The 18,309-nt window shown below is 59.2% G+C and carries 13 protein-coding genes and 1 pseudogene; 10 read left to right on the top strand and 4 right to left on the bottom strand.

The features are described 5' to 3' along the window. Positions 1-12 precede the first annotated feature (12 nt). The 3 genes from rplI (at position 13) to AC6I6U_RS00530 (ending at position 4,419) form a co-directional block, all read left to right on the top strand. Positions 13-459: a 50S ribosomal protein L9 gene (gene rplI, locus AC6I6U_RS00540; RefSeq protein WP_497880154.1), complete on the top strand. Its 447-nt coding sequence runs from the start codon at positions 13-15 to the stop codon at positions 457-459. Positions 460-574: 115 nt separating this feature from the next. Further along, positions 575-1,972, top strand: a complete 1,398-nt coding sequence (gene dnaB / locus AC6I6U_RS00535; RefSeq protein ID WP_497880153.1) for a replicative DNA helicase — start codon at positions 575-577, stop codon at positions 1,970-1,972. A gap of 146 nt (positions 1,973-2,118) precedes the next feature. Further along, complete coding sequence (locus AC6I6U_RS00530) at positions 2,119-4,419, top strand: YgiQ family radical SAM protein (RefSeq protein ID WP_497880152.1); 2,301 nt, start codon at positions 2,119-2,121, stop codon at positions 4,417-4,419. Between the two features lie 32 nt (positions 4,420-4,451). Here AC6I6U_RS00530 and AC6I6U_RS00525 read toward each other — a convergent pair whose 3' ends face one another. After that, positions 4,452-9,908 carry a hypothetical protein gene (locus AC6I6U_RS00525; RefSeq protein WP_497880151.1) on the bottom strand — a complete coding sequence of 1,819 codons (5,457 nt, stop codon included), beginning with the start codon at positions 9,906-9,908 and terminating at the stop codon, positions 4,452-4,454. Positions 9,909-10,079: 171 nt separating this feature from the next. Here AC6I6U_RS00525 and ssp4 (AC6I6U_RS00520) point away from each other — a divergent pair, with 171 nt between their 5' ends. Both ssp4 (AC6I6U_RS00520) and AC6I6U_RS00515 read left to right on the top strand, forming a co-directional pair. After that, on the top strand, positions 10,080-11,000 hold the full coding sequence (gene ssp4 / locus AC6I6U_RS00520; RefSeq protein WP_497880150.1) for an Ssp4 family T6SS effector: 921 nt from the start codon (positions 10,080-10,082) through the stop codon (positions 10,998-11,000). Further along, a complete protein-coding gene (locus tag AC6I6U_RS00515) occupies positions 11,000-11,449 on the top strand; it encodes a hypothetical protein (protein WP_497880149.1) in 450 nt (149 codons plus the stop codon). Before ssp4 (AC6I6U_RS00520) ends, AC6I6U_RS00515 begins: the two co-directional genes overlap by 1 nt. A 10-nt stretch (positions 11,450-11,459) precedes the next feature. Here the strand turns inward: AC6I6U_RS00515 and AC6I6U_RS00510 are convergent, their stop codons facing one another. After that, entirely contained in the window at positions 11,460-11,948 is a 489-nt protein-coding gene (locus tag AC6I6U_RS00510) for an Hcp family type VI secretion system effector (protein ID WP_497880148.1), read from the bottom strand. 191 nt (positions 11,949-12,139) lie between these two features. On the opposite strand from AC6I6U_RS00510, the gene ssp4 (AC6I6U_RS00505) reads away from it, so the two are divergent. From ssp4 (AC6I6U_RS00505) to azu, 4 genes are all read left to right on the top strand, one after another. Further along, positions 12,140-13,054, top strand: a complete 915-nt coding sequence (ssp4, locus tag AC6I6U_RS00505) for an Ssp4 family T6SS effector (protein WP_497880147.1) — start codon at positions 12,140-12,142, stop codon at positions 13,052-13,054. Further along, entirely contained in the window at positions 13,051-13,485 is a 435-nt protein-coding gene (locus AC6I6U_RS00500) for a hypothetical protein (protein ID WP_497880146.1), read from the top strand. Before ssp4 (AC6I6U_RS00505) ends, AC6I6U_RS00500 begins: the two co-directional genes overlap by 4 nt. A gap of 78 nt (positions 13,486-13,563) precedes the next feature. Next, positions 13,564-14,019 carry a hypothetical protein gene (locus AC6I6U_RS00495; RefSeq protein WP_497880145.1) on the top strand — a complete coding sequence of 152 codons (456 nt, stop codon included), beginning with the start codon at positions 13,564-13,566 and terminating at the stop codon, positions 14,017-14,019. Between the two features lie 513 nt (positions 14,020-14,532). Further along, positions 14,533-14,979 carry an azurin gene (azu, locus tag AC6I6U_RS00490; RefSeq protein WP_497880144.1) on the top strand — a complete coding sequence of 149 codons (447 nt, stop codon included), beginning with the start codon at positions 14,533-14,535 and terminating at the stop codon, positions 14,977-14,979. 31 nt (positions 14,980-15,010) lie between these two features. Here azu and AC6I6U_RS00485 read toward each other — a convergent pair whose 3' ends face one another. Both AC6I6U_RS00485 and nadE read right to left on the bottom strand, forming a co-directional pair. Beyond that, complete coding sequence (locus tag AC6I6U_RS00485; protein WP_497880143.1) at positions 15,011-15,706, bottom strand: hypothetical protein; 696 nt, start codon at positions 15,704-15,706, stop codon at positions 15,011-15,013. 145 nt (positions 15,707-15,851) lie between these two features. Next, a pseudogene (gene nadE, locus AC6I6U_RS00480) lies at positions 15,852-16,151 on the bottom strand (NAD(+) synthase); the annotation flags it as partial. Positions 16,152-16,467: 316 nt separating this feature from the next. Between nadE and AC6I6U_RS00475 the strand changes: the two are divergent. Continuing rightward, positions 16,468-18,120: an NAD+ synthase gene (locus AC6I6U_RS00475; RefSeq protein ID WP_497880142.1), complete on the top strand. Its 1,653-nt coding sequence runs from the start codon at positions 16,468-16,470 to the stop codon at positions 18,118-18,120. Positions 18,121-18,309 lie beyond the last annotated feature (189 nt).

Raw genomic sequence — 18,309 nt, 5'->3', positions numbered from 1 at the left:
GGTTATTACCAAATGGAACTGATCCTGCTGGAAAAAATCGCCAACCTGGGCAACCTGGGCGACAAAGTAAAAGTGAAGGCCGGTTACGGTCGTAACTACCTGCTGCCTTTCGGCAAAGCCACCGCTGCGACCGCTGCCAACCTGGCCGCTTTCGAAGAGCGTCGTGCCGAGCTGGAAAAAGCCGCAGCCGAGAAAAAATCTTCGGCTGAATCGCGCGCCGCCCAACTGGCTGAGCTGGAAGTGACCATCACTGCCACCGCTGGTGACGAAGGCAAGCTGTTCGGTTCGATCGGCACCCACGACATCGCTGATGCCCTGACCGCCTCCGGCGTTGAAGTGGCAAAAAGCGAAGTGCGTCTGCCGAACGGCACCATCCGCAACGTTGGCGAATTCGACGTGGCCGTGCACCTGCACGCCGAAGTCGAAGCAACCGTACGCGTTGTTGTGGTGGCTGCCTAAGCAGCACTCAATCGTCTGGCGGCTTGCCCGTCGGACGGTTAACATCGGGCACGACTCTGTTCATTCAGGTCGTGCCCTTTGTTTTTTGGCTCCAACCATCTGATTCCAAGTGGCTATGAACGAAATCTCCGCTCCCGAGCAATACGATCTGCAAACCGCCGCCCTGAAGGTGCCACCGCATTCCATCGAGGCCGAACAGGCTGTGCTCGGTGGCCTGATGCTGGACAACAATGCCTGGGAACGCGTGCTGGACCTGGTCTCGGACGGTGATTTCTATCGGCATGACCACCGCCTGATCTTCCGCGCGATCGCCCGTCTGGCCGACCAGAACCTGCCGATCGACGTCGTGACCCTGTCTGAGCAACTGGACAAGGAAGGCCAGACGTCCCAGGTCGGTGGCCTGGGCTATCTCGGCGAGCTGGCGAAGAACACTCCGTCGGTCGCCAACATCAAGGCCTATGCCTCGATCGTCCGTGAGCGGGCGACCCTGCGGCAATTGATCGGCATCACCAACGATATCGCCGATGCCGCCTTCAACCCCGAAGGCCGTACCGCCGTGGAAATCCTCGACGAGGCCGAGCGGCAGATCTTCCAGATCGCCGAGGCACGTCCCAAGACAGGCGGCCCGGTGGGCGTCAACGAGTTGCTGACCAAGGCCATCGACCGTATCGACACCCTGTTCAACACCTCCGATGCGATCACCGGCCTGTCTACCGGCTATACCGACCTCGACGAGAAGACCAGCGGTCTGCAGCCGGCCGACCTGATCATCGTCGCCGGCCGTCCGTCGATGGGCAAGACCACCTTCGCCATGAACCTGGTGGAAAACGCCGTGCTGCGCAGCGACAAGGCGGTGCTGGTGTACTCCCTCGAGATGCCAGGCGAATCGCTGATCATGCGTATGCTCTCGTCCCTCGGCCGCATCGACCAGACCAAGGTCCGTTCCGGTCAACTGGAAGACGATGACTGGCCACGGCTGACCTCGGCGGTCAACCTGCTCAACGACCGCAAGCTGTTCATCGACGATACCGCGGGGATAAGCCCGTCGGAAATGCGTGCGCGGACGCGCCGCCTGGTGCGCGAACACGGCGACGTCGGCCTGATCATGATCGATTACCTGCAACTGATGCAGATTCCGGGTTCCAGCGGCGACAACCGGACCAACGAGATTTCCGAGATTTCCCGTTCCCTCAAGGCCCTGGCCAAGGAGTTCAACTGCCCGGTGGTGGCGCTGTCCCAGCTCAACCGCTCCCTGGAACAACGGCCGAACAAGCGCCCGGTGAACTCCGACTTGCGTGAATCCGGAGCGATCGAGCAGGACGCCGACGTGATCATGTTCGTGTACCGCGACGAGGTCTATCACCCGGAAACCGAGCACAAGGGCATTGCCGAAATCATCATCGGCAAGCAGCGGAACGGCCCGATTGGCTTTATCCGCCTGGCTTTCATCGGCAAGTACACCCGTTTCGAGAACCTCGCGCCGGGCAGCTACAACTTCGACGACGACGAGTAACGCCTCCAGGCCGCAGGGCGTGCGGCAGGGCCGGCGCGATCTTGATAAACCCGACGATTATCGTCGGGTTTGATCATTTTTTGTGCTATATTCCGCGCCCGCGATTTTTCATCTCGACACCTTTCACCTCGACATCGGTCACCGCCATGCAAGCAGCCAAGCCGTTATTTGACTATCCCAAGTACTGGGCCGAATGTTTCGGACCAGCGCCTTTCCTGCCCATGAGCCGGGAAGAGATGGATCAGCTTGGCTGGGATTCCTGCGACATCATCATCGTCACCGGCGATGCCTACGTCGACCATCCGTCCTTCGGCATGGCGATCATCGGCCGCCTTCTGGAAGCCCAGGGCTTTCGCGTGGGGATCATTGCCCAGCCGAACTGGCAGTCGAAAGACGATTTCATGAAGCTCGGCGAGCCGAACCTGTTCTTCGGTGTCGCGGCCGGCAACATGGACTCGATGATCAACCGCTACACTGCCGACAAGAAAATCCGCTCCGACGACGCCTATACGCCGGGCGGCCTGGCCGGCAAGCGGCCGGATCGCGCCAGCCTGGTCTACAGCCAGCGCTGCAAGGAAGCCTACAAGCACGTGCCGATCGTGCTTGGCGGCATCGAGGCCTCGCTGCGCCGGATCGCCCACTACGACTACTGGCAGGACCGCGTGCGCAACTCGATCCTGATCGATGCCAGCGCCGACATCCTGCTCTACGGCAACGCCGAACGGGCAATCGTCGAGGTTGCCCAGCGCCTGTCCTACGGCCACAAGATCGAAGACATCACCGATGTGCGCGGTACCGCGTTCATCCGTCGCGACACCCCGCAGGGCTGGTACGAAGTCGACTCCACGCGCATCGACCGGCCGGGCAAGATCGACAAGATCATCAACCCCTACGTCAACACCCAGGACACCGCCGCCTGCGCCATCGAACAGGAAAAAGGTCCGGTTGAAGACCCGCAGGAAGCCAAGGTCGTGCAGATCCTCGCCAGTCCGCGTATGACCCGCGACAAGACCGTGATCCGCCTGCCGTCGCTGGAGAAGGTGCGCAACGACCCGGTGCTCTATGCCCACGCCAACCGCGTGCTGCACCTGGAAACCAACCCGGGTAATGCCCGTGCGCTGGTGCAGAAGCATGGCGAGGTGGATGTGTGGTTCAACCCGCCACCGATCCCGATGACCACCGAGGAAATGGACTACGTATTCGGCATGCCTTACCAGCGCATCCCGCACCCGGCGTATGGCACGGAAAAGATCCCGGCCTACGAGATGATCCGTTTCTCGGTGAACATCATGCGCGGCTGCTTCGGTGGCTGCACCTTCTGCTCCATCACCGAGCACGAAGGCCGGATCATCCAGAACCGCTCCGAAGAGTCGATCATTCGCGAGATCGAGGAGATCCGCGACAAGGTACCGGGTTTCACCGGCGTCATCTCCGACCTCGGCGGGCCGACCGCGAACATGTACCGGATCGCCTGCAAGAGCCCCGAGATCGAGTCGGCGTGCCGCAAGCCGTCCTGCGTGTTCCCCGGTATCTGCCCGAACCTGAACACCGACCACTCGTCGCTGATCCAGCTCTATCGCAGTGCTCGTGCCTTGCCGGGGGTGAAGAAGATTCTCATCGCTTCCGGCCTGCGCTACGACCTGGCGGTCGAGTCGCCGGAGTACGTCAAGGAACTGGTGACCCACCACGTCGGCGGCTACCTGAAGATCGCCCCGGAGCACACCGAGGAAGGTCCGCTCAACCAGATGATGAAACCGGGTATTGGCACCTACGACCGTTTCAAGCGGATGTTCGAGAAGTTCTCGAAAGAGGCCGGCAAGGAGCAGTACCTGATCCCGTACTTCATCGCTGCCCACCCGGGCACCACCGACGAAGACATGATGAACCTGGCGCTGTGGCTCAAGGGCAACGGCTTCCGTGCCGACCAGGTGCAGGCGTTCTATCCGTCGCCGATGGCCAGTGCCACGGCGATGTATCACTCGGGCAAGAACCCGCTGCGCAAGGTCACCTACAAGAGCGACGCGGTGACCATCGTCAAGAGCGAGGAGCAGCGCCGGCTGCACAAGGCGTTCCTGCGTTATCACGACCCGAAGGGCTGGCCGATGCTGCGCGAAGCCCTCCTGCGCATGGGCCGTGGCGACCTGATCGGTCCGGGCAAGAACCAACTGATCCCGCTGCACCAGCCGCAGACCGACAGCTACCAGAGCGCCCGGCGCAAGAACTCGACGCCGGCCGGCAGCCACAAGGTGGGCAAGGACACCACGCGTATCCTCACCCAGCACACCGGCCTGCCACCGCGCGGCAGCGACGGCGGCAAGCCGTGGGACAAGCGTGAGGAAGCCAAGGCCGCAGCGGCTGCGCGCAACAAGCAGGCCGCCAAGGAGCGTTCCGACGCGGCGAAGGGCAAGGGCAAGAAACCGGCTCGCAAGCCGGTGGTGCCACGCTGAAGCCGGGCATGGCCGGGTGAACTGCCAGCGGTTCAGGCAACCCGGTCAAACAACTGCTGCGCCGTGCGCCCGTCGAAGGCTTCGCGCCAGATCGGCGTATGGGGCAGGCCCTGCTGTTGCTGGCGAATCTGGCTTTCAATGCCCAGCCGGCTTTGCGCCAGGGTTTTCAGGTGCCCGCCCTTGAGTTCGAAGTTCCGTGGCGCGGCATCCTTGCGGGCGTAGTGGAAATGCGCATGCCAGAGTTCGCCCTGGGTGGCCTTGTCGCGTATTGAATAGACGTCGAGGTAGTTTTTTCTGGCGCCTTTGCCGCGTTCGACCCGGTCCTGTATTTTCCTGACCTCTACCTGATCGTTGTCGATCAGGTAGAGCAGGCGCTGCACGCTGAGGACATTCGGGTCCTTGTATAACCTGAGCCTGATGTTCTCGCCTTCGCTGCGCAGCTCCTGGGCGGCTTGCCTGAGACGGGTAGCCAGCGTTTTCGCCTGTGGCGCCTCGGCGGCCGACAAGGCCGCGATGTCCGTGGCCTGCTGGTCCAGCCGCACGGCCCTGGCGTCCAGGTACTCGACGATGTTGCTCGGGTTCTGCCTGGCCTGTTCATCGCGATGGGCCTTGGCCAGATAGGTCTGCACCTGCCCCAGTAGCTGATTGCCCTCACTGAGCCGGGTGGCTGGCAATTTGACCGGCTGCTCGACGGGAGGCGCGGGGATCGCATTGCGGGTTCCCAGCCATTGGCCGTTGACCTGGCGATAGGACTGGAAGGGGATGCCCGGCTTGTCCTCCTCGATGATATCGATCAGCGTTTCCCCATCGTCGCTGATGCGCTCCTGGCCGAGCTTGAGGTGATCCTGGCCGCCCCGCCTGACTTTGATCAGGCGCTTTCTCGGCGGTGGGGCCTGGCTGGTTGATGGCTGAGCGGGCAGGAAGTCCAGGTCGATGGCGTCGAGGCTGGTGGACAGGGCTTCGTTGCTGTAGGCCTGCGAATAGCGTTGCTCCAACTCGCCAACGATGGCCTCCTCGAAACCACGAATGATGTCGATCATCACCTTTTGATGAGCGGCTTCCGTGGATGTGCCGGGGTAGTCGCTCATCGCTTCGAGGTTTTCCCGTATGCCCGAGGATTGTTCCAGCAGGTTATCGAGCACGGCGATCTGTTTGTCCTCGGGAACCAGCCTGATCTGGTCCAGCGTCACGAAGACTTCCCGGAAACGGGTCATTTCCCGTGTCGCCTCCAGGTGGTAAGTGGGAGGCGCGTCCATATTGAGCGGGTCGCCGATCGAATAGAGATTGCTCAGGGCGACCAGCTTGCCCATCTCGACGGCCTTGAGCGTGCTGGGTGTGCCTTGGGTCAACCGCTCGACCCGTTGCTCGGTCTGCCTGCCAGGGGCCAGTTCGAGGAGGCTGGCAATCACGGCTTGGCGTTGTTCCAGGATGGGTATTCGCTTTGCCAGGCTCGCCAGCATTTTTCTGTTGAAGTCACGGAACTGTCGCAGGTGGGTCAATGGGTTCGGCAGGGGCCCGCCGACCTGGGCGATAAAGTTGTCGTCCTCGGCCAGGAACAGTCGGGAGTAGAACTCCACCTGGCTGAACCGGATGCTTTTCAGTTCGCTGCGGTAACCATCGGTCGCCTGTTGCCTGACCCAGAGTTGCTGATGGGTTTCGTAGCGTTTGGCATGCTGATCCAGCAGGTTGAGATGGGTGCGCAGGTAAACCTCGTGGGCGATCCTGGCCACCCTGCGGGCGTTTTCGTCAGTCGCCTGCCTGAGGGCGTCGAGCATTGGGTTTAGCCGGTTCTGTGAGGCCTGCACCGCGCGGTGGTGGGTTTCCAGCTCCAGGAGAAGGTTGTTGTCCTGCAGCTTGCTCGCTTCCAGCCGGCCCAGCTTGCGCGGCATGCCGCCCGCACCGCCTACGACAATCCCGACCCATTGGCCGTCGGCGCGGCGAGTGATCGGTTCGCTTCTCCCGGGGCGTGTCGCGACGTAGCGATTCTCGGGGTCGGTGGCCACCGGATCTCCCGGCTTGACGATGCGGTAGACATTGCGGTCCGGCGTGGAGGCCTCGCGATCATCCATGATCTGATAGGCCCCACCATCGATGGTCGCGTAGCGCTTGCCGGCGAAGTTGTACAGCGATGGCTCGTCGTCGGCGATGGGCAGGTGTTTGTCCTGACGAAAATGCGCGAGTCGGCCAGGCGTGAGCAGGTACTGGTCGTCAATCGGGAGCAGGTCCTTGAGGTCTTCGCGATGCCCCTGTGCGACCTGCAGCAGATCGTCGACCAGGCGCTGCTGCTCGTCGAGTCGATAGCCCAGGGCATCCCGCTGGGCGTCATTGAGTGAGCGCAGCAGGCTGTCGGCCAGGTTGTGTTCGGCCGAGGCGCCGTAGATCAAGCTGCCGGTGGCGTCGATACCCATGTAGCGCTCGCCGTTTCTGAACAACCTGAGGGTGGTCGTGGCATCCTCCAACCCGTAGCTGCGCGAGGGGGTTGCCGAGATGATGGGGCGGCCATTGCTGTCGATTCCGGAGTCGATGCGGATCTTCAGGTGACCGGGCCAGCGTGGCAGGGTGCACAACAGCCGGCAGAACAAGGCTTCGCTGTCTTCGCCAAGGCCGCGCTCGCTCCTGTCCGCCCAACTGGCCAGCGCACTGATGATCCGGCTCTGTTGTTGGGACGCCTGCACGGTCACCAGCACCGAGGGTTCGAGTCGGCTGTCCAGGTCGATGCCGTGAAGCGACGGATGGGTGTTCACAAGGTCGATGGCCGCTGCTTGGCTCAACCCCGGAAAGCGTTCGCGCAGTATGCCGACGGCGGGCTGGAGGGGCGTACCGGGTAGGCTGACGGGCGCAAAGGCGTAGGCCGGGTGGCTGGGCTTGAGTTGGGCGCGCGTCGGGGTGTCGAGCAGGGCCAGGTACAGGGCATGCTGGTGATTCTGCAGGTCGCTGGCGAGCGCCTTGCGCAAGTTTGCCAGGCGTCGTTCGAAGTTCGGTTCGACCACCTCCGCCGTCTCGCTCGCCCAACTGCGCCGGTTGAGGTGTTCATGGGCCTTGAGGGTGGTTTCCAGCAGCGTACCCGTTTCGCCCGATATCGGTTCATAGGCGGGTCGGTAGCGCCCTGGGTGGACTTCGATCAGCGTGATCGTCGGTTTCGGCCTGGCATCCGGGCGTTGCACGTCGGCGTAGCGGCTGAGGGTGCCCGACTCGTTGTTCTCGATCAGCAGGGGGGCCTGCATCTGCCGGGCGAGGAGGGCGGGCAAGGCCCTGTCGGCATGGAGCGGCAGTTCGGCGTCGGGGCTGTCGAGTGCGGCTTGCAACTGATCGAGGGCCTTGCGCACCTGCAACTCGCCAATGGCCTGATTCGCTTCCCAGGGGGCGGTTTCGTCGCCCTGCCAGATCTTTTGCAGTTTCGAGCGGGAAAGGTCTGACCATGACATCAATCGAGCCAACTCCTGCTCACTGAGCGACGGCAGATCGCGCCGCAGCATTTTTTGCAGCAACTGGGTATCGGAGAGGGAACTGATATCGACCGGTGCCAGTTTCCAGTACCGGGTGGCAGGATCGAACACCATGGCCGGCCTGTAGCGCCCGGCATCCGCGTGCATCAGGTGATAACGTCCGGTGTGGGTGTCCAGGATGACCTCGCCGATTCGCACCTCGGTGTCGAACTTGACCTGGACATAGAGCCTGCCGTCTTTTTTGAACAGGCCCTGGGCATCCATCGCCAGCCCGTCCACGATGGTTTGGGCGAGTGGCGTGTAGGGTCGCAAGTCACTCAGCCAGAGGTTATCGCCGGCCGCCTGTGTCACGGTGCGGGGTCTGCCCAGGGACTCGATCAGGGTGCGGGTGCGGCGGGCCGAAAGACGTGCGCCGATCGCCTGGATTCGAGCGGTGATGAGCAGCTCGGCGACATCGGTGACGGCCTGGACGAATTCCATTTTTCTACCGCTGGCCAGCTCGGTGGTGGCCACGAGGCTCTGGTAGGCCAGGGTACCGAGGCTGGCGCTGATCATGAGCGGGTTGAGGCCCAGCACTCCGCCAGGCAAGGGCAGCAGGAGCAGTTCCAGGGTCTCGCTGGCCATCCATTGCAGCGTGTTGATCAACGTTTGCCAGTCGAGGCTGCGTCGGGTGGTGGCGATGTTGGTGATGTCGGCGAGCAGTCTCAGGGATTGGGTCCGGGTCAGGGTGCCCAGCACGGAGCTGTCTTGCTCGCGTTCCGACTGCGGCGTCCTGACCAGGTTGATGCGCCGGGCCGGTGGTTCGGTATCGCCAAAAGCCCGGTGCAGCCATCGGGCAGGGGTGGTCAGTTCGTTTTCATCGACACTCGGGGCCTTGAGCTTGCCGTAGAAGTCGGCCTGGTTCATCAACGACAGGGTGCGTGTGAGCCAGGTGATCTGGCCTGTGCCCGCATCCTCGCGGATCTGTTTGCGCAGATCCTCGAGTGCCAGCGCGGGCGTCAGGTGGTAGCGCAGGGCGCCACCCGGACGGTCCGGGAAATAACTGAACACGCCCTGGGGTGCTCCGCGCTCGAAACGCATCAGGCAGAAGGGCAGTGGCAGCGATTGCAGGTCGCCGAAATTGGGCAGGTAGTCGCGACCAAAATCAAGGCTGTAGAACTGCGCGCTCATGAGCTGTTTGTCAGCCACCGCCCGCATGAATGTGTCCGCCGAGGGCTGATCGGTGCCGGGCAATGTCTGCTGGCGCAAGGCTTCCAGGACGGCAAGTTCCAGGCTGGCTTTCTGGTGGGCGCGCAGTGGGTCGCCGATCAGGTTGATCATTTGTTCGTGCAGTTCGCGTCTCAGGCGCGACCCCAGGTCCAGGGAGCGAACGATCGAGATGAAGCGATCCACACCCAGGGACACTTTCTGCGCAGGGTCTTCGCAGACGACACTGATGCTGCTGTGTCTTTGGAAATCGAAGCCGGAAGGAAACGAGGCCGTGGCCCCGGTAAAGGAGAAATTCTCCTTGGCCGCCTGCCACAGGGAAATGGAGATGATTTCCTCTACCGGGGCGCTCGGGTCCAGGGCTCTGCGGTGCCTGGCTTTCTGATATTGCTCGATGATCCTGTAGATCAGTTCGATCGGGTCCTTGGCGTCGGTACGCGGGGGGACTTTCAGCGTTCTGGTATTGAGCCGGGACTTTTCCGGATCGATGTACTGGCCGGTTTCCTCGTGGAGTGCCGTGCGCAGATCGCGCCTGGCATTGCGTTCGAAATCGGCCTTGAACCCTTGCAGGGATTCGGCCAGGTTTTTCTTGAGTCGTGGCTCTTCCCGGCACAGTGCCAGGTAGCGTTCCCGTTCCCCGGCCTTGAGTGGTGCGAGGAAAGTGGTCAGTTGGTTTTCGATGGTACTCAGCGCGTCGTAGTCGCACCAGGTATCACTGGACATCAGATAGTCGCCAGGTGAGTCGGCTACGGGCAAGGGGGCGATTGCGGTCATGGAGACACTCTCTTCAGTGGCCTTGCCGGCATCGGTCAGGGCCAGAAACAGTCGGAGTGTCATCTAAGGACGGCAGGGCGTTGCCAAGGTGGCAGATATCTATGGCGGTATTGGCTTCCCGCCGGATAGCGGGGGCCTGGCGCGATACTGGCGTTTTGCTTTCTATCGAAGCGTGGGTTCGTTTGTTAAGGTTGCCACGAATTTTCCACCGTTCGACTCAAGGATGAATACCGCGTGAGCTCTTCGCTACCCGGCATCGGCATGGACTCCAGTCCCTCGCAGTTCTTCGCCCGCAAACGCATCGAAAGCCAGATCGACCTGCCTCGGCTGTTCGCCGCGATCGACGCCGACCCCGGCATCGTCGGTGCGGGCGTGGTGTATATCGATGCCGAATTCAACGTGGTGACTTTGCGCGAGTTCCAGCCGATCTGCAGCATCAAGCCCAAGCGCGTGATCCTGCGCGAGGCACAGAAATACATCGCGCCGAAGCAGTTTGCCCAGCAGGTGCAGGACAATCCCCGGGAGTCGCGGCTGGTCAGCGAGGCGATCAATACCAGCCTGTCGTGTGCCGGTGCGGTGATCGGTTGGGTGGTGGTGCTCAGTGGCTCGGTGGCCGTGCCGTTTTCGGCCGGCGCCAGTTCGGTGCTGGTTGCCATCGGCTATACCGCTGCGGCTGCCAGTACCGCGCAGTGCCTCGTCGGTGGCTATCGGACGGTCAACGAAGTGACCAATCCGGCACGCAACGACTATCTCGACAGCGAGGCCTGGTACCAGTACACCTCGATCGCCCTGGATGCCGCTTCGCTGCTGGGTGTGGGGGCCTCTGCGCTGACCTCCATCAAGTTGGTGCGCCTGACCAAGGCCACTACCGGCAAGAGTGTTCGTGACGTGCTGCGTGGGCTCAACCGGCAGGAACGGGCCAAGCTGACCAAGGAACTGCTGAGTATCAACGACCCGCGCCTGACTTCGAAAATGCTCAAGCTGAAACAACTGGCCGGCGAATTGCCCAAGCGCTTCACCCCGACCGAGATCCGCCACGCCACCATCACCCAGATCAAGGACTCCCTGGGCGCGGCGATCGGACTGACCGGCAGTGCCTTGTCCGGCAACGTGAAAACCGTTGCCGTAGGGCTTTACGAGGAGATCGACGAGTAATGGAAACGTTGAGCCTGCGCCAGTTCCTCGCACGCTACTTTCCCACCTTCATCGGCGGGATCTTTGCCGCGCTGATCGGCATCGCCTGTGGCGTGCCGTTGGCGGGTGATCATTACTTTCCAGCGGCTTCACTGGAGGAGCAGGCGACCGGTATGTTCGCCGCGATCATGCTGTTGGGGTTCGTGGTAGCCCACTGCAACTTCATGATCGTGCGCGGCCGTCCGCAGTGGGTGCGTGGCCTAGTGTTGGTCTTCGCCCTATGTCTTCTGGCTGTCCTGCCGACCATCACCTCGCACCCGCATCGGATCGTGTACGCATTGGCCGTCTTCGCGCCGCTGTTGGGCCTGCTGTTGCTCAACAGCAGGCGCCACCGTGAGATGCGCGAGCGCCTGGTGGAGATCCGCAAGCAGCGCGAAAACCTGCGTCGCAAGTTGCCAGGGCGGCGTTAGCCGGCTCGTTTCAGATCTTCGCATTCTCGCGAATGTTCCAGCCGTACTTGATACTGCCGCCGTCCTTGCCGCCGTCGGCCTTCTGCGGCTGGTAGCTGACTTCGACCCTGGCGAAGTTCAGCCCCACATCCTCGTGCAGCGCGTCGCGGCCCTGGTTCCCGTCGGTCGAGTAGGAGGCCACCATCACCTCCTTCAGGGTGATCACCAGGTATTCCACAGGCGCTGCGCCACCGGACTTGCGCACAGTCAGCGTCGCTTCGGGGTAGTGCTTGCCGCTGGAGCAGGCCGCCATGAGGTTGGGTGATGACTTGTCCATGGCCTTGCCGATCGACAGGTTGCCGATGCTGACCTTGCCGGCACCACCGCCGCTGCCGGTGTGCATGGAGCCGGACTGGGTCATGCCCCATTGAATCGACTGTATTTCGATCGCGTCGCGGTGCTGCTGGTCCCTGGACTCACCCTTGATATCACCGAGCTTCAAGAACATATCGGTTGCCATATTCACTCCTTGTCGTTGATTCGCGCCAACAGGCGGTCGGAGCAGACTTTCCGCGCAAGGGTGGGTACTGAACAAGGTGTTGAACGTCGAAAGGGAAGTAGCCTTCCTGATTAACTCCAGGATCCTACAGTTACGGCTGATTGGACTGCCTATGCTCGCAGACCTGTGATAACGGGTCAGGGAGTGACGGCATGGTTTCCGAGTTATTGAAGAGCGGCGTGCCCACAGCGCACCGCAATGCTCGCCAACGGGTGCAGGGCAAGGTCGATCTGCCACGGCTGTTCCAGGCCATCGACGCCGATCCGGCCATCGTCGGGGCGGGGGTGGTCTACATCGAAAGTGACCTCACGGTAGTGACGCTGAGAGAGTTTCAGGCGGTTTGCAGCATCGCGCCGAAGAAAATCGTTCTGCGTGAGGCGCCAAGGCACATGGCTCCGTTGGAGTTCGTGCGTGAGCTGGAAACGCAGCCGCGGGAGTCGCGGTGGATGGCGGAGGCCGTGAGTATGGGGTGGACATGCTCCGGAGTACTTTTCAGCATCCTTGCGGTCGGCTTGGGTAAGGCTCTTATTCCATTCACTGCTGGAGCCAGTACCGTCATTGTTCTTGTTGGTGCCGTTGCGGTCAGAGCAACCTATGCCCAATGCGTGATTGGCATTGCGCGTACATTTTCGGAGGCCTTCACACCTGAGGTTAATGATTACCTAGACCAGCAAGCGTGGTATTCGGCGATGATGGATGTGCTGGATGCTATTTCTTCGCTCGGTGCTGGTGTTTCTAGTCACACGACATGGAAGGTAATTAATACTGCGAAAAAATCTACGGGTAAACCGTTGAGAAGTGTGCTGAAGGGATTGACGCGCCAGGAGCGCGCAGCATTGAATCGAGAGGTCCTGAAAATAAAGAATCCTGAATTGACGCACAAGCTGATTAAGCTGAAGCAGGCGTCTGGCGAAATGGCCAAACGTTTTACACCGACGCAGATCCATCAGTTCACTGCCCATCAACTCATGAACTCTTTAGGTGCATTTTCAAGTTTGGCGGGTAGCGTCCATTCCGGGAATATCGGAGCAGTTGTCATCGGGTTGTATGAGGAATTCGAGCAGTGAAGAATGGTGCTGATCCATTTGCGCTTTTAGTCCGTCACAGTGTGGAGAGTGCTTTGGTATATTTTGTAGAGCTTGTCTGTATAAGCTCCAGTGTTGCGTTGATATATTTTTCCTGTTGTGGTTATTTTTCTCTTGGTGTGAATTTTCAGGTGCTTTCCAATGTTGGATTGCTTGTTGCCGTGGTAATGTTGGTTGTCAATATTTTGATTGTGTGGGGAAGGACTGGCTTGGTTTGGTTTGAAGCTTCCTTATTTGTCTTGTGCTTTGTTTTGAGTTTGCCGGCACTTTCATATGGAGTCTCTCGCGAGCTTTATATCTTAAGTGTTGTTTCTCCTTTGGTCGGGCTACTCGTGCTGAATAGCCAGGCGCAAAGGGCGATGAGGCAGGATGCATTAAGGCTTCGCCGCTGGCGCGAGTCTTCAGACAGATAAAACACTCTGGCGTGCCGAGCAATTTTTCAGGTAGCGCTAATGCTGTAAATCTAAAAGCTGTTGCAGTGGGTTTGCTATATGAACCGGAAGATTGATATTGAAGAGGGAATTCAAAATTTCAGGTCGCGCTATTTTCCGATTTTTATTTGTGTGGTCCTTGCTAGAATTTTTTCTGCTGCCTCTGCTGTTTTCTTTTTGGGACTAACTCATCTTAGGTATTTCCCTGATCGACTCAAGTTTGAATTTATCGCAATGGCTGGGGCATCGGTCTGGATAACTATCTGGAACTTCCTTGTCATTCGCGGACGTCCCGGCGCTATCAAGGCTATTGTGGCATTCAATGTGCTTTGCTTGCTCTTGATCCTATCCACGCCTGGATACAAATTTGAAATGTGGCTTTGGACACTGGACCTTTGCTTTCCGCTGCTGAGCCTGTTGTGCATAAACAGTCAACGGCATCGTGAAATGCGCGAACTAACGAACGAGATCCGTCTGCAGCGAGAACGATTTCGTCGTACTGGGCGGCGTCGCTGACCAGAAGTTGTAGTGCTGTGAGCCGTTAATGGCGTGATGACTTTTCAATCAGGATCGGGCGGAAGCCGATCCTTCGGGTAAAAGCAATTCCCGCCTGACCGGGCTGAACTGTCTGTGGATCGGTGCCGGGCTGACCCTGTGGGGCTGACGATCCATGCGCTCACGGTGGTGGTGCTCGACGGTGAGTTGCCCTTCGGCATCAGTTGGTAACGAGCCAGCTCCCGGCCTCAACGCGGCCGGGCAGGCGTTTCGCAGGTGCCGCTGGCGCCGCAGGCATAGGCGGCGAGCAAACTGTACAGCAGGCTGTTGGTGGACATGGCGCAGACTCCGATAGAGGACGATGGACTAATGTTAAGCCGTGCGGATTCGTCTGGCTGGTTGATTGTATCCATCGAAGCGATAGCTTAGGATTGTATACAATTTCTTGATCCAGATCATGGGAACGCCTCCTGGCCCCAGGTAGCCTTCCTGCATTGATCCGCCGATTTTCATACCCTGCCTTGGAGATTCACGATGTTTGCCAAAGTTGTCGCGGTATCCCTGCTGGCCCTGGCCAGCGGCCAGGTGTTCGCAGCCGAATGTAAAACCACCATCGATTCCACCGACCAGATGTCCTTCAATACCAAGGCCATCGAAATCGACAAGAGCTGCAAGACCTTCACCGTCGAGTTGACCCACGGCGGCAGCCTGCCGAAGAATGTCATGGGCCACAACTGGGTACTGAGCAAGGAAGCCGACATGCAGCCGATCGCGTCGGACGGCATTTCCGCCGGCATCGACAAGAACTACCTGAAAGACGGTGATGCACGCATCATCGCCCACACCAAGATCATCGGTGCCGGCGAGAAAGACTCGGTCACCTTCGACGTGTCGAAGCTGAGCGCTTCGGAGAAGTACGGCTTCTTCTGCTCGTTCCCAGGCCACATCTCGATGATGAAAGGCACCGTTACCCTCAAGTAATCGCCTGCACCTGGTCCCGCCTCGCGCGGGATCAGGACTGTTCGTTTTTCCTCAGTTCCAGCCGAATCCTTTTCCCTTCCAGTTCCTGCCGACTGAATATTCCACCCAATTGCTTGCGTTTATAGTCATTGCCCAACGCCTGCCACTGCTCGTCGACGCTGTAGCAATTCAGACTCTGCTGAGGTTCCAGGCCCGCAGGCGCGCTGTGCTGCTGCCAGTCGCATAGGCCGCGATAGTGTTTCTCCCCCGATGACGGAAACCCCGAAACCCCTGGGCGCAACTCGTCGCGCAGGGTGATGGCGCCGCTGCTGGTGATGCTGCGCTGATGGTTGTCCTGTCCATAGAACGCCTCGGTCTCGAAGCTGACTTCACTCAGGTAGAGCTTGCAGTCGGGCAGTTCATAGCCGGTGGGAACCGTAAAGTCGAACGCACGCGGTGCATCCAGCGGGACGGTGTCGAAATGCAGGGTCGGATGCTGGTAGGGGCAGCCGCTCTGCTGGCTACCGGGCGTATAGCGGGCGCTGGCGCGCAGGGCTGTCTGGGTCGGCATGCTGCCGCTGAGGATGAAGTGTTCCTTGCTGGGGCGGCCGTTGGCCGGACGATCGGGTTGCCGGGTGGCAATGGCGATCCAGCAGAGGCAGGCGATCAGTCCGAACAGCGGAATGACCCATGGGCGCTGGAGCAGTGGGGTGGTTCGAATATGGGGAGGCTTTTGCTTGAGCAACATCGGCAGCAGTCCTGGCCAATCTGGATGGCGAAGACTGCTCCGCAGTGGTGAGGGCCTCAACAGTTGCCGGGAAAAACAGAAGAATCCTACGGCAAACTGGCCGGTATCATGCCTTTGAGGCCTTCACCTTGAGGCTTTCCGGATCTTACGGCGCGAATGGCATCTCGCGCTTGTGATGGGTCTTTTCATAGGTCCGGCAAATGATGTCGAAGGCCTCCTGGCGCACCGGCTGGCCGTGCAGGAATGCATCGATTTCCGCATAGGTCACGCCGTGGGAAGCCTCGTCCGGCTTGCCCGGTGCCAGGTCTTCCAGGTCGGCGGTGGGAACCTTTTCCACCAGCGGCTCGGGTGCCCCGAAGCTGCGGGCGATGGCCCGAACCTGGTTTTTCACCAGGCCGCTCAGGGGCGCCAGGTCGCAGGCCCCGTCACCGAACTTGGTAAAGAAATTACCTTCTACCCCCCTATAAAGTGCACAACACACATCTCTACAAGGTTTATATATAGGGTAGGAAGCTGTGCAAAAAACACAACTGCACAACCCCAAAAAAGTGTAAATTTTTTTGACCTGCCCACTCCCGGCCTAGAAATGGGGCGATGAGGATAGGGCATAATGGGGAGGTATATCGCAAGATGCCGCTCCTGCCTCAGAGTAAATGGCCACCATGAGCTTCACCCTGAAGCCCAAATCCCCACCAGGTCGCCACCCCTCCAATCCGGCCCAGCACTGCATCTTGCATCCCGCTCAAGGCATAGGAGGAACCATGCAGAATTTGAGAGTGGTAATGGCTCAGCTGAATATCCGAGTAGGGGATATTCAAGGCAACGTCGAAAAGGTCATCGAAGCGGCGAAGCGAGCCCGTGATGAGCTCCATGCCCAAATTATCGTTTTCCCCGAACTAACTCTCTGTGGTTATCCGCCAGAAGATTTGCTGTTGCGAACCAGCATGCAGCATCGGATTGAAAAAGCTTTAGAGCAAGTTAAAAGCGCTGCTCAAGATATCGCGATCGTAGTGGGCTTCCCATGGGTTGAGGAAGGATCTGGCCACGAAGAGCTTCAGAGTCATCGCTATAACAGCTGCGGGATATTCGCGGATGGTAAGGAAGTTGCTCGCTACTACAAACAGCAGCTTCCAAACTATCGAGTGTTCGATGAGAAGCGCTACTTCGTGCCTGGTAATGAGCCGAGCGTAGTTGAGCTTTTCGGTGTAAAAATTGCGCTGGGTATTTGTGAAGATATCTGGTTCCCAGAACCTCTTGGTCAAGCTTGCAGTGCCGGCGCGCAGCTTATGCTGACTCTGAATGCCTCGCCGTTCCATAGAGGTAAACAGGTTGAACGTGAAGAACTGTTGGCTGAGAGAGCGAGTGAATGCTCGATCCCAATGGTTTATGTCAACCAAGTCGGCGGCCAAGACGAGCTTGTGTTCGACGGGAATAGCTTTGTAGTTGACGGAGGTGGGAAGGTTACTCAGAGAGCTCCAGCCTTTGAAGAAGGTCTGCATACTGTAGACTTTGAAGTCGATGGCAAAAGAGTTACACCGATTTCAGCTGAGAAGTCGGAGCTGCTGAGCATCGAAGCCAGTGTTTATCAGGCACTGGTAACTGGTGTTAGAGACTACGTGCAGCGCAACGGTTTCAAAGGTGTTGTGCTAGGTCTGTCTGGCGGTATCGATTCGGCTTTGAGTTTAGCCGTTGCAGTTGATGCTCTTGGCGCTGAAAATGTTGAAGCGGTGATGATGCCGTATCACTACACCGCACAGATGAGTCAGGACGACGCGAAAGAAGAAGCTGATTTGCTAGGCGTGAAATATAGCGTGATGCCAATTCAGCCTATGGTTGAAGCGTTTCTCGCTACTCTAGCGTCTGAATTTGAGGGGTTGGCTAAAGATACCACTGAAGAGAACTTGCAAGCGCGCTGCCGTGGTGTAATTCTCATGGCAATCTCCAACAAGAAGCGCTACTTGGTACTGACTACCGGTAACAAGAGTGAGATGGCGGTTGGTTATGCAACGCTCTATGGTGACATGGCTGGCGGCTTCGATGTCTTGAAAGATGTTCCGAAGACACTTGTATTCAAGTTGAGCGAGTATAGGAACACGCTTGGATACGTAATTCCACAGCGCGTGATTGATCGTCCGCCATCAGCAGAGCTTGCGCCTGACCAAAAAGACGAAGACTCGCTCCCACCGTATCCTGTTTTGGATGAGATCTTGCGCCTTTATGTTGAGCATGACTATTCAGCGGATGCCATCATTGAAGAGGGCTTCGATAAAGAGGTTGTGTACAAGGTTATTAGGCTTGTCGACCTTAACGAGTATAAGCGACGTCAAGCTGCTGTCGGCCCTCGCGTAACTGAGAGAGGGTTTGGTAGAGATCGTCGTTATCCAATTACTTCTAAGTGGAGTATTGGCGAATAACTGCAAAGTCTTCGTAAGTAAGTCCCAGTAAGACCTAGTAAGTCAGCAAGAATGTAAGTCAGTAAGAAAAGTAAGTCAGTAAGCCAGCCCCATCCGAGATGGGGCCAGGCGAAGAGTCACAACGCTCCCGAATCCTCTCCGAGCCGGCCTTCGAGGCTGCATTGGCCCTCCACGGGTCGAAACGATACC

The organism is Pseudomonas sp. UTLPPB19802 (genome assembly GCF_059730225.1).
This window is presented reverse-complemented; position numbering and strand designations above follow the sequence as displayed.